17 protein-coding genes are annotated in these 14,529 nt (G+C 62.5%); 8 read left to right on the forward strand and 9 right to left on the reverse strand.

Annotation, left to right across the window (positions count from 1 at the left end; translation table 11 throughout):
* Positions 1–157 precede the first annotated feature (157 nt).
* Entirely contained in the window at positions 158–328 is a 171-nt protein-coding gene (locus tag MKK84_RS09265) for a hypothetical protein (RefSeq protein WP_243919024.1), read from the reverse strand.
* Positions 329–535: 207 nt separating this feature from the next.
* On the opposite strand from MKK84_RS09265, the gene MKK84_RS09270 reads away from it, so the two are divergent.
* Positions 536–712: a DUF1328 domain-containing protein gene (locus MKK84_RS09270; protein ID WP_003599466.1), complete on the forward strand. Its 177-nt coding sequence runs from the start codon at positions 536–538 to the stop codon at positions 710–712.
* A 136-nt stretch (positions 713–848) separates the two neighbouring features.
* On the opposite strand, the gene MKK84_RS09275 is transcribed toward MKK84_RS09270, so the two are convergent.
* The gene (locus MKK84_RS09275; RefSeq protein WP_243919025.1) at positions 849–1,184 is read right to left on the reverse strand and encodes a NepR family anti-sigma factor; all 336 of its coding nucleotides are present in this window, start codon (positions 1,182–1,184) and stop codon (positions 849–851) included.
* Positions 1,185–1,357: 173 nt separating this feature from the next.
* Between MKK84_RS09275 and MKK84_RS09280 the strand changes: the two genes are divergently transcribed.
* Positions 1,358–2,164, forward strand: a complete 807-nt coding sequence (locus MKK84_RS09280; RefSeq protein ID WP_243919026.1) for a response regulator — start codon at positions 1,358–1,360, stop codon at positions 2,162–2,164.
* Positions 2,165–2,590: 426 nt separating this feature from the next.
* Positions 2,591–2,956: a hypothetical protein gene (locus MKK84_RS09285; protein WP_243919027.1), complete on the forward strand. Its 366-nt coding sequence runs from the start codon at positions 2,591–2,593 to the stop codon at positions 2,954–2,956.
* 158 nt (positions 2,957–3,114) lie between these two features.
* Here MKK84_RS09285 and MKK84_RS09290 read toward each other — a convergent pair whose 3' ends face one another.
* A complete protein-coding gene (locus MKK84_RS09290; RefSeq protein ID WP_243906886.1) occupies positions 3,115–3,303 on the reverse strand; it encodes a general stress protein in 189 nt (62 codons plus the stop codon).
* A 245-nt stretch (positions 3,304–3,548) separates the two neighbouring features.
* Here MKK84_RS09290 and MKK84_RS09295 point away from each other — a divergent pair, with 245 nt between their 5' ends.
* On the forward strand, positions 3,549–3,755 hold the full coding sequence (locus MKK84_RS09295) for a hypothetical protein (RefSeq protein ID WP_243919029.1): 207 nt from the start codon (positions 3,549–3,551) through the stop codon (positions 3,753–3,755).
* Positions 3,756–3,766: 11 nt separating this feature from the next.
* On the opposite strand, the gene MKK84_RS09300 is transcribed toward MKK84_RS09295, so the two are convergent.
* Positions 3,767–4,570, reverse strand: a complete 804-nt coding sequence (locus MKK84_RS09300; protein WP_243919031.1) for an electron transporter — start codon at positions 4,568–4,570, stop codon at positions 3,767–3,769.
* A 79-nt stretch (positions 4,571–4,649) separates the two neighbouring features.
* Between MKK84_RS09300 and MKK84_RS09305 the strand changes: the two genes are divergently transcribed.
* Complete coding sequence (locus tag MKK84_RS09305) at positions 4,650–5,093, forward strand: cyclic nucleotide-binding domain-containing protein (protein ID WP_243919033.1); 444 nt, start codon at positions 4,650–4,652, stop codon at positions 5,091–5,093.
* A gap of 16 nt (positions 5,094–5,109) precedes the next feature.
* Here MKK84_RS09305 and MKK84_RS09310 read toward each other — a convergent pair whose 3' ends face one another.
* Positions 5,110–5,553 carry a VOC family protein gene (locus tag MKK84_RS09310; RefSeq protein ID WP_243919035.1) on the reverse strand — a complete coding sequence of 148 codons (444 nt, stop codon included), beginning with the start codon at positions 5,551–5,553 and terminating at the stop codon, positions 5,110–5,112.
* Between the two features lie 158 nt (positions 5,554–5,711).
* Between MKK84_RS09310 and MKK84_RS09315 the strand changes: the two genes are divergently transcribed.
* Positions 5,712–6,398 carry a L,D-transpeptidase gene (locus tag MKK84_RS09315; RefSeq protein WP_243919036.1) on the forward strand — a complete coding sequence of 229 codons (687 nt, stop codon included), beginning with the start codon at positions 5,712–5,714 and terminating at the stop codon, positions 6,396–6,398.
* Between the two features lie 228 nt (positions 6,399–6,626).
* Here the strand turns inward: MKK84_RS09315 and MKK84_RS09320 are convergent, their stop codons facing one another.
* Positions 6,627–7,928 (reverse strand): hypothetical protein, encoded by a 1,302-nt coding sequence (locus MKK84_RS09320; RefSeq protein ID WP_243919038.1) that lies wholly within the window; start codon positions 7,926–7,928, stop codon positions 6,627–6,629.
* 947 nt (positions 7,929–8,875) lie between these two features.
* Between MKK84_RS09320 and MKK84_RS09325 the strand changes: the two genes are divergently transcribed.
* The gene (locus tag MKK84_RS09325) at positions 8,876–9,763 is read left to right on the forward strand and encodes a hypothetical protein (protein WP_243919040.1); all 888 of its coding nucleotides are present in this window, start codon (positions 8,876–8,878) and stop codon (positions 9,761–9,763) included.
* A gap of 60 nt (positions 9,764–9,823) precedes the next feature.
* Here the strand turns inward: MKK84_RS09325 and MKK84_RS09330 are convergent, their stop codons facing one another.
* The 3 genes from MKK84_RS09330 to MKK84_RS09340 form a co-directional block, all read right to left on the reverse strand.
* Complete coding sequence (locus tag MKK84_RS09330) at positions 9,824–10,126, reverse strand: hypothetical protein (protein ID WP_243919041.1); 303 nt, start codon at positions 10,124–10,126, stop codon at positions 9,824–9,826.
* Between the two features lie 20 nt (positions 10,127–10,146).
* On the reverse strand, positions 10,147–11,031 hold the full coding sequence (locus tag MKK84_RS09335) for a glycosyltransferase family 8 protein (protein WP_243919043.1): 885 nt from the start codon (positions 11,029–11,031) through the stop codon (positions 10,147–10,149).
* 143 nt (positions 11,032–11,174) lie between these two features.
* A complete protein-coding gene (locus MKK84_RS09340) occupies positions 11,175–12,854 on the reverse strand; it encodes a GumC family protein (RefSeq protein ID WP_243919045.1) in 1,680 nt (559 codons plus the stop codon).
* A gap of 1,095 nt (positions 12,855–13,949) precedes the next feature.
* Between MKK84_RS09340 and MKK84_RS09345 the strand changes: the two genes are divergently transcribed.
* On the forward strand, positions 13,950–14,529 hold a 580-nt coding region (locus tag MKK84_RS09345), incomplete at its 3' end, for a sugar transferase (protein ID WP_243919047.1).

Here is a 14,529-nt window from a genome sequence, read left to right on the forward strand (position 1 = left end):
TCAGCGGCCTGACCGGGCGACACCGCCCCCGGCGCTGCGGACGGGGCTGAACCACCGGCTATCGCCGGTCAGCCGAAACCGTCCAAACGACGGAAATCATCTCCGACGCCGCCAAATCAGGACTTCTTCAGCAGCCTGCTAGTCCGGAAGTGTCCGGTCAGCCGAAATGGCCGGAACGGCGGTTGCGGACGCGCACAGGCACGAGGACGGGTGCGGGGGCTGGAACGAGCCCGATCACCGCGGCCCGCACGGCATCGCTCGCCGCTGCCACACCGGCGCGCATCGCGGCCACCTTCACTTGAACGGCGTTCTTCGCAGCTTGCAGCATCACGGATCCCGAATCGAACCGGTGGACCTATTCTTCGAACGCTACCGATCCTGCACCGTTCCGTTGCTGATTGTCGCGCCCGGGCGGAACGCCCGTGCCGTCCACATCGGACTTTGTCGAAACGGCGGAACCAGAGCAAAACCTTGGCGTTTTTGTGTTCAGAACGACGCGGCCCGCCCGCGTTGATACTTTCGAAGGATACGAACGATGCTGGGTTGGGCCGTAACTTTTCTCGTGGTTGCCCTCGTCGCCGCGCTGCTCGGCTTCGGCGGTATCGCCGGCACGGCAATGGAAGCCGCCAAGCTGGTCTTCTTCGTGGCGATCGTCCTGTTTGCGATCTCGGCCGTGATCGGCCTGATGCGCGGTCGCTCGCCGACACTCTGACGAAGTTTCGTTGATCGCCGGCCCTGATTTGGGGCGGGCGCTCAAAAGCAACGAAGCCGTCGCCCCACGCGACGGCTTTTTTTCAATCGACTTGCTCCGAACCGCATGCGCGGATGCCCAGGCTCTACCATCGACACTATGGCTTGTCGTGCTCGCCACTGTCGAGCTTCGCGATGAGTTCGGCAAACCGGTCGGGTACCGGTTGTTGGGTCATCGTATCGTACATCGCGCGCAACTGCGTCGCGAGGCGAGTACGGGTCTGTTCGCTGAGGCCGCCGCGGGGTTGAACCTGGGACGCGCCTGCAGTCTGTCCCGTCGTGTGGTTCTGGCTGGGCGCACCGTGCGTCGAAGCAGAACTTCCGTGCACTTGAGGCACGCGAAGACCTGCCTCCTTCCCCTCATCGGCCATCCACACGCCCCTTGTTGCCGAACTTGGCCCGGCCACATTGTGCTGCGGCTCGACATACGCCATGGCTGCGCCGGCAACGCCTGCCCGCCGGGATCGGTTCCGCCGGGGGGTGGAACGGAGTGCGGGCCTCCGCGTTGGGCGGAAAGCTGCGCAGGACAGAATGCCGGCCCCGGCATGCCCTCGGTCACGGACCGGGCAATCGCGGCCGGGCAACACGGCGAGGCACAGGGGATCGAATGTCGACATCGCAACTCGTGGTACAGCACCTGCCGTACCTGCGCCGCTACGCGCGGGCGCTCACGGGGAGCCAAGTGGCCGGTGACGCGTATGTCGCCGCTACCCTGGAGACCCTCGTCAACGAACCGGACACGCTGGGCCGGAGCACCAACATCAAGGCCGACCTGTTCCGGGTCTTCACCCGGATCTGGAATTCGCTCTCGGTGAACGGCCGTGGCGAGCAGGTTCAGCACGATCTTCCCGCCGAAGTCCGGCTCGGCCAGATCACGCCGCTGCCGCGGCAGGCGTTCCTGCTGTCGTGCCTGGAGGGATTCTCCGAGGAGGACGCCGCGATCATCCTGGGTGTCGACGTTTCGGAAGTCCGCGATCTCGTGGACGAGGCCGGGCGCGAGCTCGCCGCCGACATGGCGACCGAGATCCTCATCATCGAGGATGAGCCGCTCATCGCGATGGATCTTGAGGCGCTGGTCGAGGGCCTGGGCCACAACGTCATCGGCGTCGCCCGGACCCGGACGGAGGCGGTCAAGATCGCCGGCGAGGGCGGCAAGCGCCCCGGCCTGATCCTGGCCGATATCCAACTCGCGGACGGATCGTCCGGGCTCGACGCGGTCAACGACCTGCTGAAGACCTTCGAAGTGCCGGTGATCTTCATCACGGCTTATCCGGAGCGCTTCCTTACCGGCGAGCGGCCGGAGCCAGCCTTCCTGATCGCCAAGCCGTTCCAGCCCGCGAATGTCTCCGCGGTGATCAGCCAAGCGCTGTTCTTCCAGCAGACGGCCCGCCGGCGGGAAGCCAAGACGGCTTAACCCAAGGCTGCCTCGGTCCCGCGGGGCCGCAGGTTGAAGCATCGGTAGTCACATCAACCCCGGCGAGAGCCGGGGTTTTTTATTGTCTGAATGAGGTGCCGGCTGCGCACAAAAAAACGGGCCGGAGAAAGCTCCAGCCCGTCGAACAGGTTCCGGCCGATGCACAAGGGGAATGCGGGGAGGACCAGGTGGCCGGGTACAGGGAGAACGGCCATCGCGCCGCCGGGTTCCAAAAAAGCACTTTTTTGGCGAGCGTTGCATCAATGGCACATGGGATGGTTGTGGACAGCGCGGGGTGCCGCCGCACCAACAGCCGTTGCGCGTTCGAATACTCACCATTCCAAGACGCGCGATAGTTGAGGAACCTGCGATTGCGGGACGCGTTGTTGAAACATCCTGTCAAGCTCTCGCGATGAGGTCGGGGCAATGTTGCGGTCTGGTTTCATCCTGGGCGTCAGTGCTCCCGCCGCTCTCCTGACCGTGCTGATCCAGCCCGTCGTGCGCGAAACAGCCGATCGCTGGGTTCCTCCGGTGCCGGTGGCTCAACTTGCGCCGGCGCCCCTGCCCGGCATGCGGCCGGTCTCGCTGGCGATCAGCCCGACGCGGGTCGCCGGTGTTCAGAAGATGGACGGACCCGTTGGCCCCACCGCCATCGAGGCGCAGGAGCTCGGGATCAAGTCGATCCTGAAGCAACCAGGCCGTCGTCTCGTGCGCGAGGGTTGCGAAACCGCTCTGAGTTCGCTGGTTGGTCCCGAGGCCCGGCGCATGACCCCCGGTCGCTGCATCTCCTGACCCAGGTTTTATTTCTCAGATTGAAAAGGGCTCTGCCAACACGGCGGGGCCCTTTTGGCATTGGCATGACGTCCCGGAAATTTGGCGAGCCGATTACATGAAAACGGCGCCGGTCCCGAGGACGCGGCGCCGCTACGCGAAACGGTTACAGCGTGGCCTCACTCGGCTCGGCCGGTACCCGTCGACTGGCCACCCTTGCGACCCGCCGTCGAGGCAAGCTCGCGGTCCTGCGAGAAGGAGCGCTTCTCGGCCGGCACGCTGCGTCCGCCCTTGCTGGCGATCTCGCGCTGCCGCTCCAAGTCCATCGAGGCAAAGCCCCGCTTCGAGGTCGAATTCCCGGATGCCATCAGTTCCTCCTCAGGCTTCGCTTCACCTCGCAACAACCTTCAGCAGTAACCAAGGTTCCTCTGCCCAGACCTGGTCAAGCTTCCTGCAGTCAAGCTTGACGGCAACCAGGCTGTTATCCGCGGCGTTGGTCGCAGATGGACCTGCCTTGATGCGGGAGCAGCGGCCGGCGGATGCCTCGATGGGCCGCCCAACTGCTCCGCGCAACCTGTCCCATCCCACGGCCAAGACGAGGAGATGAGCACCCATGACGAATCGCAACATGGTGAAAGAGGTCGGCAGCGGTGCTCCGGCTCCGCACCCCAACACGCCGCCCCTGCCGCCGATGCCCGCGCCGGAGGATTCTGCGACGCCGACGACCCGGGATGAGCCGATCGATTCGCCCCATCTCAATGCCAGCCCCAAGCGCGAGGCACCGAAACCCGGCGAGCTGGGGCTATCGACGAAGCGCTGACCAAGATCTCGTCAGGCGGCCCGCCTCCGGGCATGGCGGGTCAGCCAGACGATGAAGAGGCCGATCGCCAGGATCGTCACAATTCCGGCGACGGTCAGGATCCGCTGGATCAGCGGCGTGTAGACCCCGCGTGCGGCATCGTAGCCGTAGCAAAGCAGGGTGAGGCGGTCCGCCAAGCTTCCGATGCGGCCGTTCCCGGCCTCGGTGAGGGCCAAACGGAGGTCCCGTCCGGTGAGCGCCAGTGGCGAGAGAACCCGAGCGACCCGCCCATCGCCGGCGAGCAGCAGAGCGGCCGCCGGATGAGCGAAGCTGTCGGTCCCGGCATCGTAGATCGCCGTGTAGCCGAGGGCGGTCGTGATGCGGCTCAACGCCGTATCCGACACGATCAGCGCCCGGGGGCGCACGGTGGCGGCGCGGTCGCCCAACGTATCGGCCAGCATGCGGCGCGCAGCCGCGGCATCGTCACGGGGATCGATGCCGATCAGCACCAGGGCGTAATCGTCCGGCGTGAGACCGGTCGCTGCCAGGGCATCCACGGACATCGACACCATGGGGTCGCAGACGTTGCCACAGGTGTAATCGACGGGCAGCAGCAGGACCGGCCGTCCCGCGATAACGCTGCTCAGCGTCACCACCTGCCCGGTGCCCGCGTCCGTGGCGGCGAGGTCGAGCGGGGCGCGGGCTCCGGCGGGCGGCGCCAGCGCGACCCGGGCCAAGTCGGCCTGAACCAATCGAGCGCGGGCCGGCGCGGTCGCCAGACCCAGAGCGATGATCATCACGGTGCCGTGGCCGAAAAGCCGGGCAGGGCTGGACAAGCGTAGGATGAATCGCATGGATGGGCGGGCCCGTCCGGTCCCACCGTCCTGGGCTTCAGAGCCGCCGCGGAGCCCCGGTATGACCCTCGACACAGAGGTTTCCTCCCTGAAGCAGGTGCCGCTGTTCCGCGAGGTGGAGCCGGCGCGCCTGAAGCTCCTGGCCTTCACCAGCGAGCGGGTGCATTTCGAGCCCGGGCAACGCTTCTTCGCCCGCGGCGATGTGGCGGATGCGGCCTACGTGATCCTCAAGGGGAATGCGGAGGTCAGCATCGATGGTCCGGCCGGCCCGGTCCGGTTGGCGCTGCTCGGCCAGGATGCCCTGGTGGGCGAGATGGGCATCCTCGCTGAGCAACCCCGGTCGGCCACGGTCACGGCGGAAACCGCAGTGACCGCCCTGCGCATCGACCGCGGCGTGTTCCTCGAATTGCTCGCACAGTTTCCACAGATCAGTATCGCCCTGATGCGCGTGCTCGCCTTGCGCCTGGAACAGACCAACCAGGCCCTGGCCGAGAGCCGCGGCTGAGCAACTCGCAGCATCATCACGGCGCCGGATAGGTGATGAACTCCAGAAGAGACCCGTCCGGATCCCGGAAATAGACGCTGACGCCGGTCCCGGCCGCGCCGAACGTGTCCACCGGTCCGAGTTCCACCGGGACGCCCAGCGCTTCCAGATGCGCGATCGCGTCCGTGATCGCCCCGGACCATCGGAAGCAGAGATCGCTGTTGCCCGGCATAACCGGTTGTGCGGCCACCATCTTCGGGTTGACGCCGGGCCCGTGACAATTCAGCTGCACGCCGCCGAACCGATACGCGTAGCCGCCGCTCCGCTCGACGATCTCGGCGCCCACGACGTCGCGGTAGAAGGCGTTCGACCGGGCCCAGTCGCTCACATGAATCACGCAATGGTCGAGGTGGATCGCGGGGCTGAGCGACCCGGCGGCTGCGATGGCCGCCTCAACGGGAAGTGTCTCGGTTTCAGGCATCGTTCGCTCCGCGCGGGTCTCCGCAGCGCTCGTCTGCCATTCTGAAATAGGGCGCAATCGTGGCTGGGTGAGGCGCCCGGCCGGGGCTCGCTGCGGCGGAAAAGCTACATCGTCATGGGCGTGATGACGATACGCATGTCCGGATGATCGGACACCGCATGACGCACCTGATGAACGCGGACCAACGCCCGGCACCGCGGTGCCGGGCGACGCTCTCGCGGGTTCTCTTCGCCCTCGTGGCGATCGCCCCGCTGGCCGCCTGCCAGACCAGGTCCATGCAGGTCGCGCAGGATGACGAGGCGGCTTGGTACGTCGGGGCCAAACCCGACAAGCCCTTCGACATTCCGCTGGTCGACACGGACCGCCTGGATCCGAAGTACCGCCGCCAGCAGGTCAGCTACAACGGGCCCGAGCAGCTGGGGACGATCGTCGTCGACATCGACAAGCGGCAGCTCATGCTGGTGCAGGCGGATGGCACCGCGATGCAGTACGGGGTCGGCGTCGGGAAGGCCGGCTTCTCCTGGAAGGGCGAAGCCCGGGTCGGCCGCAAGGGCGTCTGGCCGAATTGGAGCCCGACCACCACCATGGTCGCGCTCAATCCCGACCTGCCGCGGACCCGCAAAGGCGGTCTCGACAATCCACTCGGTGCCCGTGCCCTGTACCTCTACCAGGGCAACCGCGACATTCTGTTCCGGATCCACGGCACCAACGAGCCGTGGAGCATCGGGGAGCAACTCTCCTCGGGCTGCGTCCGGATGCTGAACGAGGACATCGCCGACCTCTACGAGCGCGTTCCGGTCGGAACCCGCGTCCTCGTGAAGCGCAACGGCAAATATCGCGTCTGAGGGCTGGCGTCTCAGCCCAACAGCTGTGGACCTTCGACAGGGGCCGTGACGATCCGACCCGGCGTCACGGTCCGGAGCCCGGAAGGCTTCTTCCGACGATCAGGCACATGGCGTCACAGGCCCGCACCGCCATTCTCGCAACAGGGCCTAATCGCTTAGCCGCGCGAGCAGCGCCTGCCCCAGCCGGGCGAGTTCTGTGTCGAACGTCTCGTCACGATGGTGCGCGAGCTAACGGGTCCGGAACTGGATCATTTTCGGATAGCCCTGCAACGGCACCCTCACCGACCGGGCCTTATCGAGCGTCTGGACGGCCTCTGCACCTGCGGTCGGATCGAAGATCTTCACCGCGGGCAGATCCGCGTCGCTGTCCACCGTCACGTCGACAGGCGTCACTGGCAGGGGCACGTTCTTCTCGCTGTCCCAGATCGGCCTCTCATCCCAGAGGATGAGGGTCGTAAGACCACCCTCGCCCTCCACGAGGAGGTGTTTGATCTCGAGTTCGCCCGAAGACACCGTCAGCTTCGGCAACCGGGTCTCGCGTGCGGCGCCCCCGCGACCCTTCGCGGATACCGTTTGGAGGAGATTGTGGATCGCTGTTGCGGCCGGCTTGGGGCGATAGTCGATATCGAACAAGCCGAAATGCTTCTCCATCTCACTCGCCGCCGGATCGGGGTAAGCATCCAGGAGCTGATACAGATAGACCTTCGCGACACCCATATCGACGGCATCGAGGATCAGGTTGAGCGACAGCTTCGCCTGGGTCGGCTCATCGACCCCACCCCACGTGCCCTTGCCCGGCAACGTGTAGTACCCGACCTCGGTGATGGCAGCCGCACGCTTCGGGTCTAAGCGATTGGCCTGATCCACGACGTTCTTGACATGCACGCCCGGCTGCTCGCCTTTCGGCGGGTAGATGTGCGCATTGTAGACGTCGGACTGGCCGAACAATTCTGGCCAGGACGTCAGATTGTAAACAGGCACCTTGTCGAGCGACGGGCTGGCTTTGACGCCCGTGTAGAGATCGTTCTGATATTCGATTGCCGCGTCAGGACCCGTCTGTCCGTTATAGGTAACGGGCCAGTTGTTGACCTCATTGGGGCCTTCGACGGACGTGATCGCGCGTGGGTGGATCCGAGCGAAATCGTCGAGGAGGGACAGCGTCTTCGTAAGCGGCAGGTTGGACGCGACGACGAAATCGAATTTGAAACCGGCGGTCGCGAAAGGCCCGAAATGCGATCCCCCGCCTCCAGGCAGCGACGGATCCGGGACTGCATCGCGTAGGTTGCCGACGCCGAGATATCGCAGCGCCTCAAGAACCTTGTCGATGTCCGCGTAGCTGCTGTCGGTATAGGGAATGTGGGTATTAATACCGATCGTATCGATAAAGTCCTGACTGCGGACCGCCTTCGTTCCGATCTCCGTGACGTTGGTCACCGGGGTTGCGCCCGACATATTCTGAGCCAGCTTAATCATGGAGGCGCGCGGCTCGCGTTGGGCCAGCGCCACACTGCCTGCCGTGAGAACCGACACGCTTGCCAAGATCGAATAAAACCGTAACCGCATGCGTATCCCTAGCAGACTCAATCACTATCTCGATACACATAGTGCTCTAGTCGAAGGTCGTCAAACTAGCCTTTGCATCAGTAATAATATGCGACGCCGCGCTCAGATCGCCGCTTCCATTTCGCAATTTCATAATAAGGGACATGGAACGTTTTGCCGCTGACGGAGATCCGCCGGGATCCCACTCGCGACCGCTGCCTTGAGCAACCAAACAAGGCAACGTGCATTTGATGCGGTCGGACGAGTGCGAGTCGCCGATCGACCTCGCAACCGTCATGCCTGTGAGGCAGCGCCTACGCGATGCCGAATGGACCGGGTGGAAAAGGCGCGGTCCACCAAACAGCAACACGCCTTCCGCCGGTCCTTTGATGCCGCGCGTGTTGGATTATGAGATCGGCACAAAATACGCAGCGATCCAGTGCACGAGGCAAGCTGGACAGTGAACACCGCGTCAGCGGAGCATCGTGCGGATTCGAGTAAGGACTCGATCGTCCTGCGGGTATCACGTGTGATTGATGCGCGACGAAGTCACGTAACACGGAGTGTCACGATATACTTGAGACAGTGACTCGACTGCGCGTGTGAGGTTTTTGGTAGTGTTCCGTGCGGTCGCAATATTTCTACATGTGCTCGGGAAATACGATTGCGAATTTCGCTCGATCATATGGCGCGATCAATCGGAAGCCCGCGTCAAGTTTCTTGACAAACTCTAACGACTGGGTGTTTAAGTCTACTAAACGAGCGAATCGCGTATTTATTTATGCGATCCGCCGACATATTTCGCAAGTCACGACCGGTCCTGGGCATACGCTTTGCATGGCTGCCGGGCAGCGAGAGGGCCTGCCAGAATGTACATCGCCAAACGTGTCCGTCGAAAGCTGGAGAGTATAGCGCGAAGTGCCGTACACGAATTCATGTCGACCGATCTGGCGCGAAGAAATGTCGAGAGTTACTACGATAATCTGCGCGCTGAACGGTTAGCGGCACCGGCCACACTGAGTGCAGCCGATAAAAAAATTGTGACGGCTCTGCGCGAGGCTGGCGTATATCAGACACGATTGGAAGATTTGAACCTCTCCGGGACTGAGCAGATGCTGTCTCAGGCGCACGAAGTCCGTGCCGATATTGAGACACGTTTGGCGGCAGGATCCGCGCTTGTAGATGATCCGTTTTTAATACAGGCCAACAAGTCCGAGCTTGCGGACCGGGCAGAAATTTTTCTGTTCGGGTTGAACGAGCGGCTGCTTGAAATCGTCGAGAATTACTTAGGGTTGCCCGTCGCCTTCGGGGGATTTAATTTCTTTTATACGCTCGCGGATGGTTGCGAGCGTGGCGCCCGCGTCTGGCACCTGGATGGTGAGGACGAGAGTATTGTAAAGGTCGCGGTTTATCTGAACGACGTCGATGTCGATGGCGGCCCGTTCGAGATGATCCGCCACCGGCTTTACAAGGGATCTCAGCCCTATACACGCCCGGCGCGTCACGAAAAGTTGGAACGCGTAATCGGACGCAATATTGGTGCGGATGAAATCGTCACCTGCACGGGACCGAAGGGCAGCGTAATTTTCTGCGATACCGCGCGCTATTACCATCGTGGGAAGCCGGCTACGGGGCAGAACCGAACCGCGATCTTCTTCAATTACTATCCCCGTCCTCCACGGCGCCCCTACTTCTGCGGAAAGCCTGTGGTGGCGCTAGAAGATCTCGAAGTCGCGCCGAACCGCTTGAGCGACTACCAGCGCCAGAGCGCGCAGTGGCGCGAGAGTCTGCCGCCTATCGCGAAGTATGTCTTGCCGAAGTAGCGATGGGGATCGATACGCGGGTATACCGTTAGACTGTGGCGTTCCGATAGAACTCGACGGTCAATGTCTGCATCGGACAGCACCCGTGGTCGTGGGCGAGGTTCCCGAGCCGATATTGAGCGTCACCGAAATGGCATGCCCGCCCTTCGTCCAGACGCCGATATTTTGCGTCGTGGATATGGTCTGGTGCCACCCCTTCGCTCTCAATTTGCCGGTAATTGCGTCATAGTCGGAGCCAGCTTTTATTCTCAGGCCGCTGATCAGATCCGTGCATTCGGTCTGGGCATCATCGGCCGCAATGCATGGGCTCGACAGGAGCGCAAGGCCGAGAAGCAGAGCGGCCGGGGCATTGATCGCTTTCAAGCCTACCTCCCGCATCGGGGTCAGTGCTGCACCAGGGACCGGAATTTCTTGGTGACCCGGCGTGACTGGAAATCGGGGAGTTTGGACGCCCAGGGCGAGCGCCGCTTGACCGATGCGTAGGGCTGCCCCTTTCCCGGGTGAAGCAGACGATAGCCGAAATGCCATGGCTTGAAGCCACCGACGTAGTGGAGGATGCCGGCGCTCTGCCGCAGGCGCCCTTCCTCATCGCGGCGCGGATGGTTGATCATCATGTTCCATTGTTCCGGCAGTTCCGTCAGGCCGGATGAGAGCACCGCGTTCAGTGTATCCTGATCGGCATGCTTGATGTCTCGCCGCTTCAGGACAAAATCCCGGAGGCGGGTTTCGGTATTTTCCGCTCGCCAAGCATCCACATTGATGAGCAGGACGCCGGAATTGAAATAGACATCGCTCGGTTCCAAGCCCAGCGAGGATTTGAGTTCAGCATCGGGATCCAGCCAAGGGTCTCTCACCGCGGCGATGGTTTTTAGACCGTCGCCGAAATTCCAAAGGTCGGTCAGATCCTGCTGACAGACGATATCGCAATCGAGATAGATGATGCGATGGATATTGTTCGGAAGCAAATCCGAGAAGAGCAGTCGGGAGTAAGCGGCCCTGCTGAGATGATTTGCCATCCGCAATTCTTTGGGCAAATTATCCAGCTTCGACGAGACCTCATAGCTCGTGAATTCATGCCCGGCCTTCCGGGCGGCCAGACTGCATTTTTTGATGTCGTCCGGTGCCACGTTATCGGACAGCAGATGAAAATGGATGCGGCCCTTTCGGGTCACCGCCATGGCGGATTGCATCACCAGACCCGCGTAGGCGCCATAGTTCCGATCGGCTGCGCACATGAGATGGAGCAACGGAGGCGCTATGTCGGACATCTGATCGGGGCTCGCGTTTCAACGGAGGCGTGGGTGTGCGTGGCGAATTCCGACGGCCCGCGTCGATCACATACCGCGGCCTTCGGGGGTGACACGGCAGTCGGCGCGCCCGTGACGCCGCCGCTACAGCCGCGCCGTGAGGGTCACGCCTTCGGCTCGTCCAGAACGACGCCGAGCAACAAGGTACCGCTGGCCCTGATGAAATCGGCGGCTTCGGACAAGCTCTCCTGTGACGACTTGCCGAGATGCGCGACCAAGATGATGGCATCCATGTTCGACAGGAGGGACAGTGAGGTCGGCATCGACTCGAGGTCGGGTAGGTTGGTGATGATACTGTCGAAGGCCGAGACCGCGGACGAGAAGACGAGATTGTCCGAAATGGCCCCGAACGTTGACGCGGTATCGATCGATGCTTCCAATTTGATGATCGACAGATTCGACGAGACCGAAACGATGCGGCCGAGACCGTCGTGCGCGTCGGCATCGCGCGTCGGTATCGCCGTGTCGAAGCCCGATGCGTAGGTGAGCGTCGTCAGGGGATTGGTCGCCGACATGCTGGCATCGACGATCAACGTCTTCTTGCCCGACAGGGCCAGCGTGTTGGCGAGTTGCTTGGTCAGGATCGCGGACGCGGTTCCATCCGCGATGGCAACGATCCCGATCGTGTGACGCGCATTCTGTAAGTTGGCGGCTTCGACCGCGACCATGACCCGGTTGAAGAAGAACTTCGTTCGCGTATCGACCTTCAGGCGGGCCTTGCTGCGCAGGGGCCGTCGCGCGCCCTTCGACAGGTTCACTTTTCCGAAGCATGGGCAGTTCAAGTCATCCTCGATCTGCGCGGTGGACCGAACCGAGGTGTCCAGCGAATCGAGGAGAGCCGCGATGCTAACACCAAACAGAGCGCCGCCGAGCAGGGCGACGGCAATCACGAGCTTGGGGTTCGGGAAGACGCGGGCCAAATCCGGACTTGCCGAAGATACGATATTCGCATCCGCCACCAGGAACGAGGTCGATTGGACGTTCTCAGTCAGCTTCTCGAGCGCGGATTCATACATCTTTCGATAGGTGGTCGTCGCGCTGTCGAGCTGGGAGAGCGTGACCTCGGCATCGAGCTGCCCGGTGGTTTGCGCTTGGCCGCTGACGCCGGTCCGGAAATCCTGTGCGGCATGCGCAGCCTTGTGCAGCTGCGCCTGCAACTGTTGCACGCGATGTTCCAGCCATTCCCGTGAGCGTGTCGCGTCTTCCACTTTTCGCGCGAGCTGATTCTTGATGTAAGCCTCGCACAAGGCATTCACGATTTTCGACGCTTTACTGGCGCTCTGAGACTTGAATGAGACTTGGATGATATAAGATTGCGAAACGCGTTTAACGTCGAGCCGACTGGCGAACCGGCCGACGACCCCATAGAGCTGCTTGTTGCTTTGCGATGCGGCGTCCGCCTTGTTCGGCAATGCCAGTTCGTCGTCGGTGTCGAGCTTGAGCTCCTGAACGACCGGAAGGATCGTGCTGTAGGAGCGGATGATCTCGATCTGGCTCTCGACCTGCGAGTTATTAAGCGTCAGATCGATCAGGCCGGAATCCTGCTTGAGCATCTGTTGCGGCTGCGGAGGGTTGATCAAAATCTGCGCGGACGCGACGAAGTCGGGCGGTGACACCTGGACGTAGATATATGCGAGGATCGCAAAGACGACGGCGCTGCCGGCGATGATCCGAGCCCATTTGCGGAGAAAGTCGAACAGATCCTCCAGGCCGGTATGCCTCCGGTCGCGGCGGATACTGTCCTGCTGCTGGTTGGCTGTAAAGATCTGTGTCTTATCCAGCATGCGTATCGATCCAATTGGCGTTCGGGGCGACGGTTCGGATGAGCTATCTAGTCTACGCGATCATGGAAGGCTGCGATCCGCCATCCGTGATCTACAAGAAATCCCGACGGTCACTCAAGAAAAGCTTTGGGCGGAACGGGAAGGATTAATCCATCCAATGCTCAGATTTACATCAAGAAAATTTGTAATTTTTATATCCAATCTTATGGTGCAAAGCAACAGCAACGCTTGCGCTCGGTTCGTGCGGAGCGTTGGTCCATCGACGGCCCGGTTCACCATTCTCATCGCATGCGCGACGGAATTATTTGAGTGGTGATATCTGCGCAGACGTGGTGCGGACGGTTGCCGTTTCAGCTTCCTGCGATGGGCGGACCCGGGCTGGCCGCTGCACGGTGTGCCGATGACGCCGTGCAAAGGCATTCTTCGCGTGATCGCCGGTGCGAGACAGGCACCGCGAAGGACCGCTCAACAGGCCAGTCGCTTTCTCTGACCGTTGTCGACGCTCCGCGGTGTTCGATCAGTGTCCGCTTTAGCCGAATGCACGCGACGTGGAAGCCGGCGCGGCCCGCCGTCAGGCGCTTCGGAGGCGGACCGAGTCCGGATAGTCCCCAAGGTCGACCCCGGCGTTTTCGCAATGCGGGATGCCGTCTCGCAACTGCGCGCCGCATGAGGACCCTGCAATCCGTGGGGACGTTTCCAGATAGGCAGCTCAGTCGGGGGAGGATGCACGCCCATGGTCAGTGAGGCCGCTTTATCGCCGCTGACAGTTTGCTTAAAGGCCGACCACGAAATCCTGCCTGGCTTTGTCGTGCGTCTATTTTTTTACATCGTGTGTCACCGGCACCAACTTGTTTTTGTCTTTATTCAATAAATAACTCAGGTCTACGTAGTCCGCGCTAGCCGGAGTACTTACCATGGTTGCGAAAGGTTCGCCCACGACTGCAGCGCGGAGATAGGATATTCTGCCATTTTAACGGGCCAATTTTTAACAAAAGACTATAACGCCTACTTGTCAAAGCAATCTTCGGCCGCTACAACCGGGCTAATAACCAATCATTAACGTTCGCCATTGGGCTCACCAAAGGAGCTGAGACCATGCTGACTCGTGCTGAGGCCGCCGCCTCCGCAGACTTCGCTGCGGCGCACTATCGAGCGGAGCAGCCGGAAATTGCCGAGCCGGTTGCAGCCCATCTCGTCGGTCAGGTCAGCGTCGCCGCCGAGGCGGTCAGCGACCTGGTCCTGCCGGACGCCCCCTTCGTCGCCCGCGGTCTGCGCCTGAACTGGGCGGCCAAGCGCGGCCTCGACGTCGGCGTGGCCGTCACCGCCCTGTTCCTGCTGCTGCCGCTCCTCCTGCTCATCGCCCTCCTGGTCTGGGCCGGCGATGGCCGCGCCCCGATCTTCCGCCACCTGCGCCTGGGCCGCGACGGCCGCTCCTTCGGCTGCCTCCAGTTCCGCTGCATGGTCACCGACGGCGACGCGGTGCGGGCCGCCCATCTGTCCTCCGACCCGCGGGCCCGGGCCGAACGGGCCGCCACGCCCCATCCCAGCCACGATCCGCGCATCACCCCGATCGGGCCGGGCCTGCGCAAGACCCTGGTCGACCAGCCTCCCCACCTCTGGGACGTGCTTCGCTGCGGGATCGGCCTGGTCGGGTCCCGCCCGAGCATGCCGCGCC

It is taken from the genome of Methylobacterium sp. E-065, from assembly GCF_022829605.1.
Taxonomy (GTDB): domain Bacteria; phylum Pseudomonadota; class Alphaproteobacteria; order Rhizobiales; family Beijerinckiaceae; genus Methylobacterium.

Coding starts and splice junctions, on each gene's coding strand:
- MKK84_RS09265 (WP_243919024.1), bottom strand. CDS start 328: ATGCTGCAAGCTGCGAAGAACGCCGTTCAAGTGAAGGTGGCCGCGATG.
- MKK84_RS09270 (WP_003599466.1), top strand. CDS start 536: ATGCTGGGTTGGGCCGTAACTTTTCTCGTGGTTGCCCTCGTCGCCGCG.
- MKK84_RS09275 (WP_243919025.1), bottom strand. CDS start 1,184: ATGGCGTATGTCGAGCCGCAGCACAATGTGGCCGGGCCAAGTTCGGCA.
- MKK84_RS09280 (WP_243919026.1), top strand. CDS start 1,358: ATGTCGACATCGCAACTCGTGGTACAGCACCTGCCGTACCTGCGCCGC.
- MKK84_RS09285 (WP_243919027.1), top strand. CDS start 2,591: ATGTTGCGGTCTGGTTTCATCCTGGGCGTCAGTGCTCCCGCCGCTCTC.
- MKK84_RS09290 (WP_243906886.1), bottom strand. CDS start 3,303: ATGGCATCCGGGAATTCGACCTCGAAGCGGGGCTTTGCCTCGATGGAC.
- MKK84_RS09295 (WP_243919029.1), top strand. CDS start 3,549: ATGACGAATCGCAACATGGTGAAAGAGGTCGGCAGCGGTGCTCCGGCT.
- MKK84_RS09305 (WP_243919033.1), top strand. CDS start 4,650: ATGACCCTCGACACAGAGGTTTCCTCCCTGAAGCAGGTGCCGCTGTTC.
- MKK84_RS09310 (WP_243919035.1), bottom strand. CDS start 5,553: ATGCCTGAAACCGAGACACTTCCCGTTGAGGCGGCCATCGCAGCCGCC.
- MKK84_RS09315 (WP_243919036.1), top strand. CDS start 5,712: ATGACGCACCTGATGAACGCGGACCAACGCCCGGCACCGCGGTGCCGG.
- MKK84_RS09325 (WP_243919040.1), top strand. CDS start 8,876: ATGTCGACCGATCTGGCGCGAAGAAATGTCGAGAGTTACTACGATAAT.
- MKK84_RS09335 (WP_243919043.1), bottom strand. CDS start 11,031: ATGTCCGACATAGCGCCTCCGTTGCTCCATCTCATGTGCGCAGCCGAT.
- MKK84_RS09340 (WP_243919045.1), bottom strand. CDS start 12,854: ATGCTGGATAAGACACAGATCTTTACAGCCAACCAGCAGCAGGACAGT.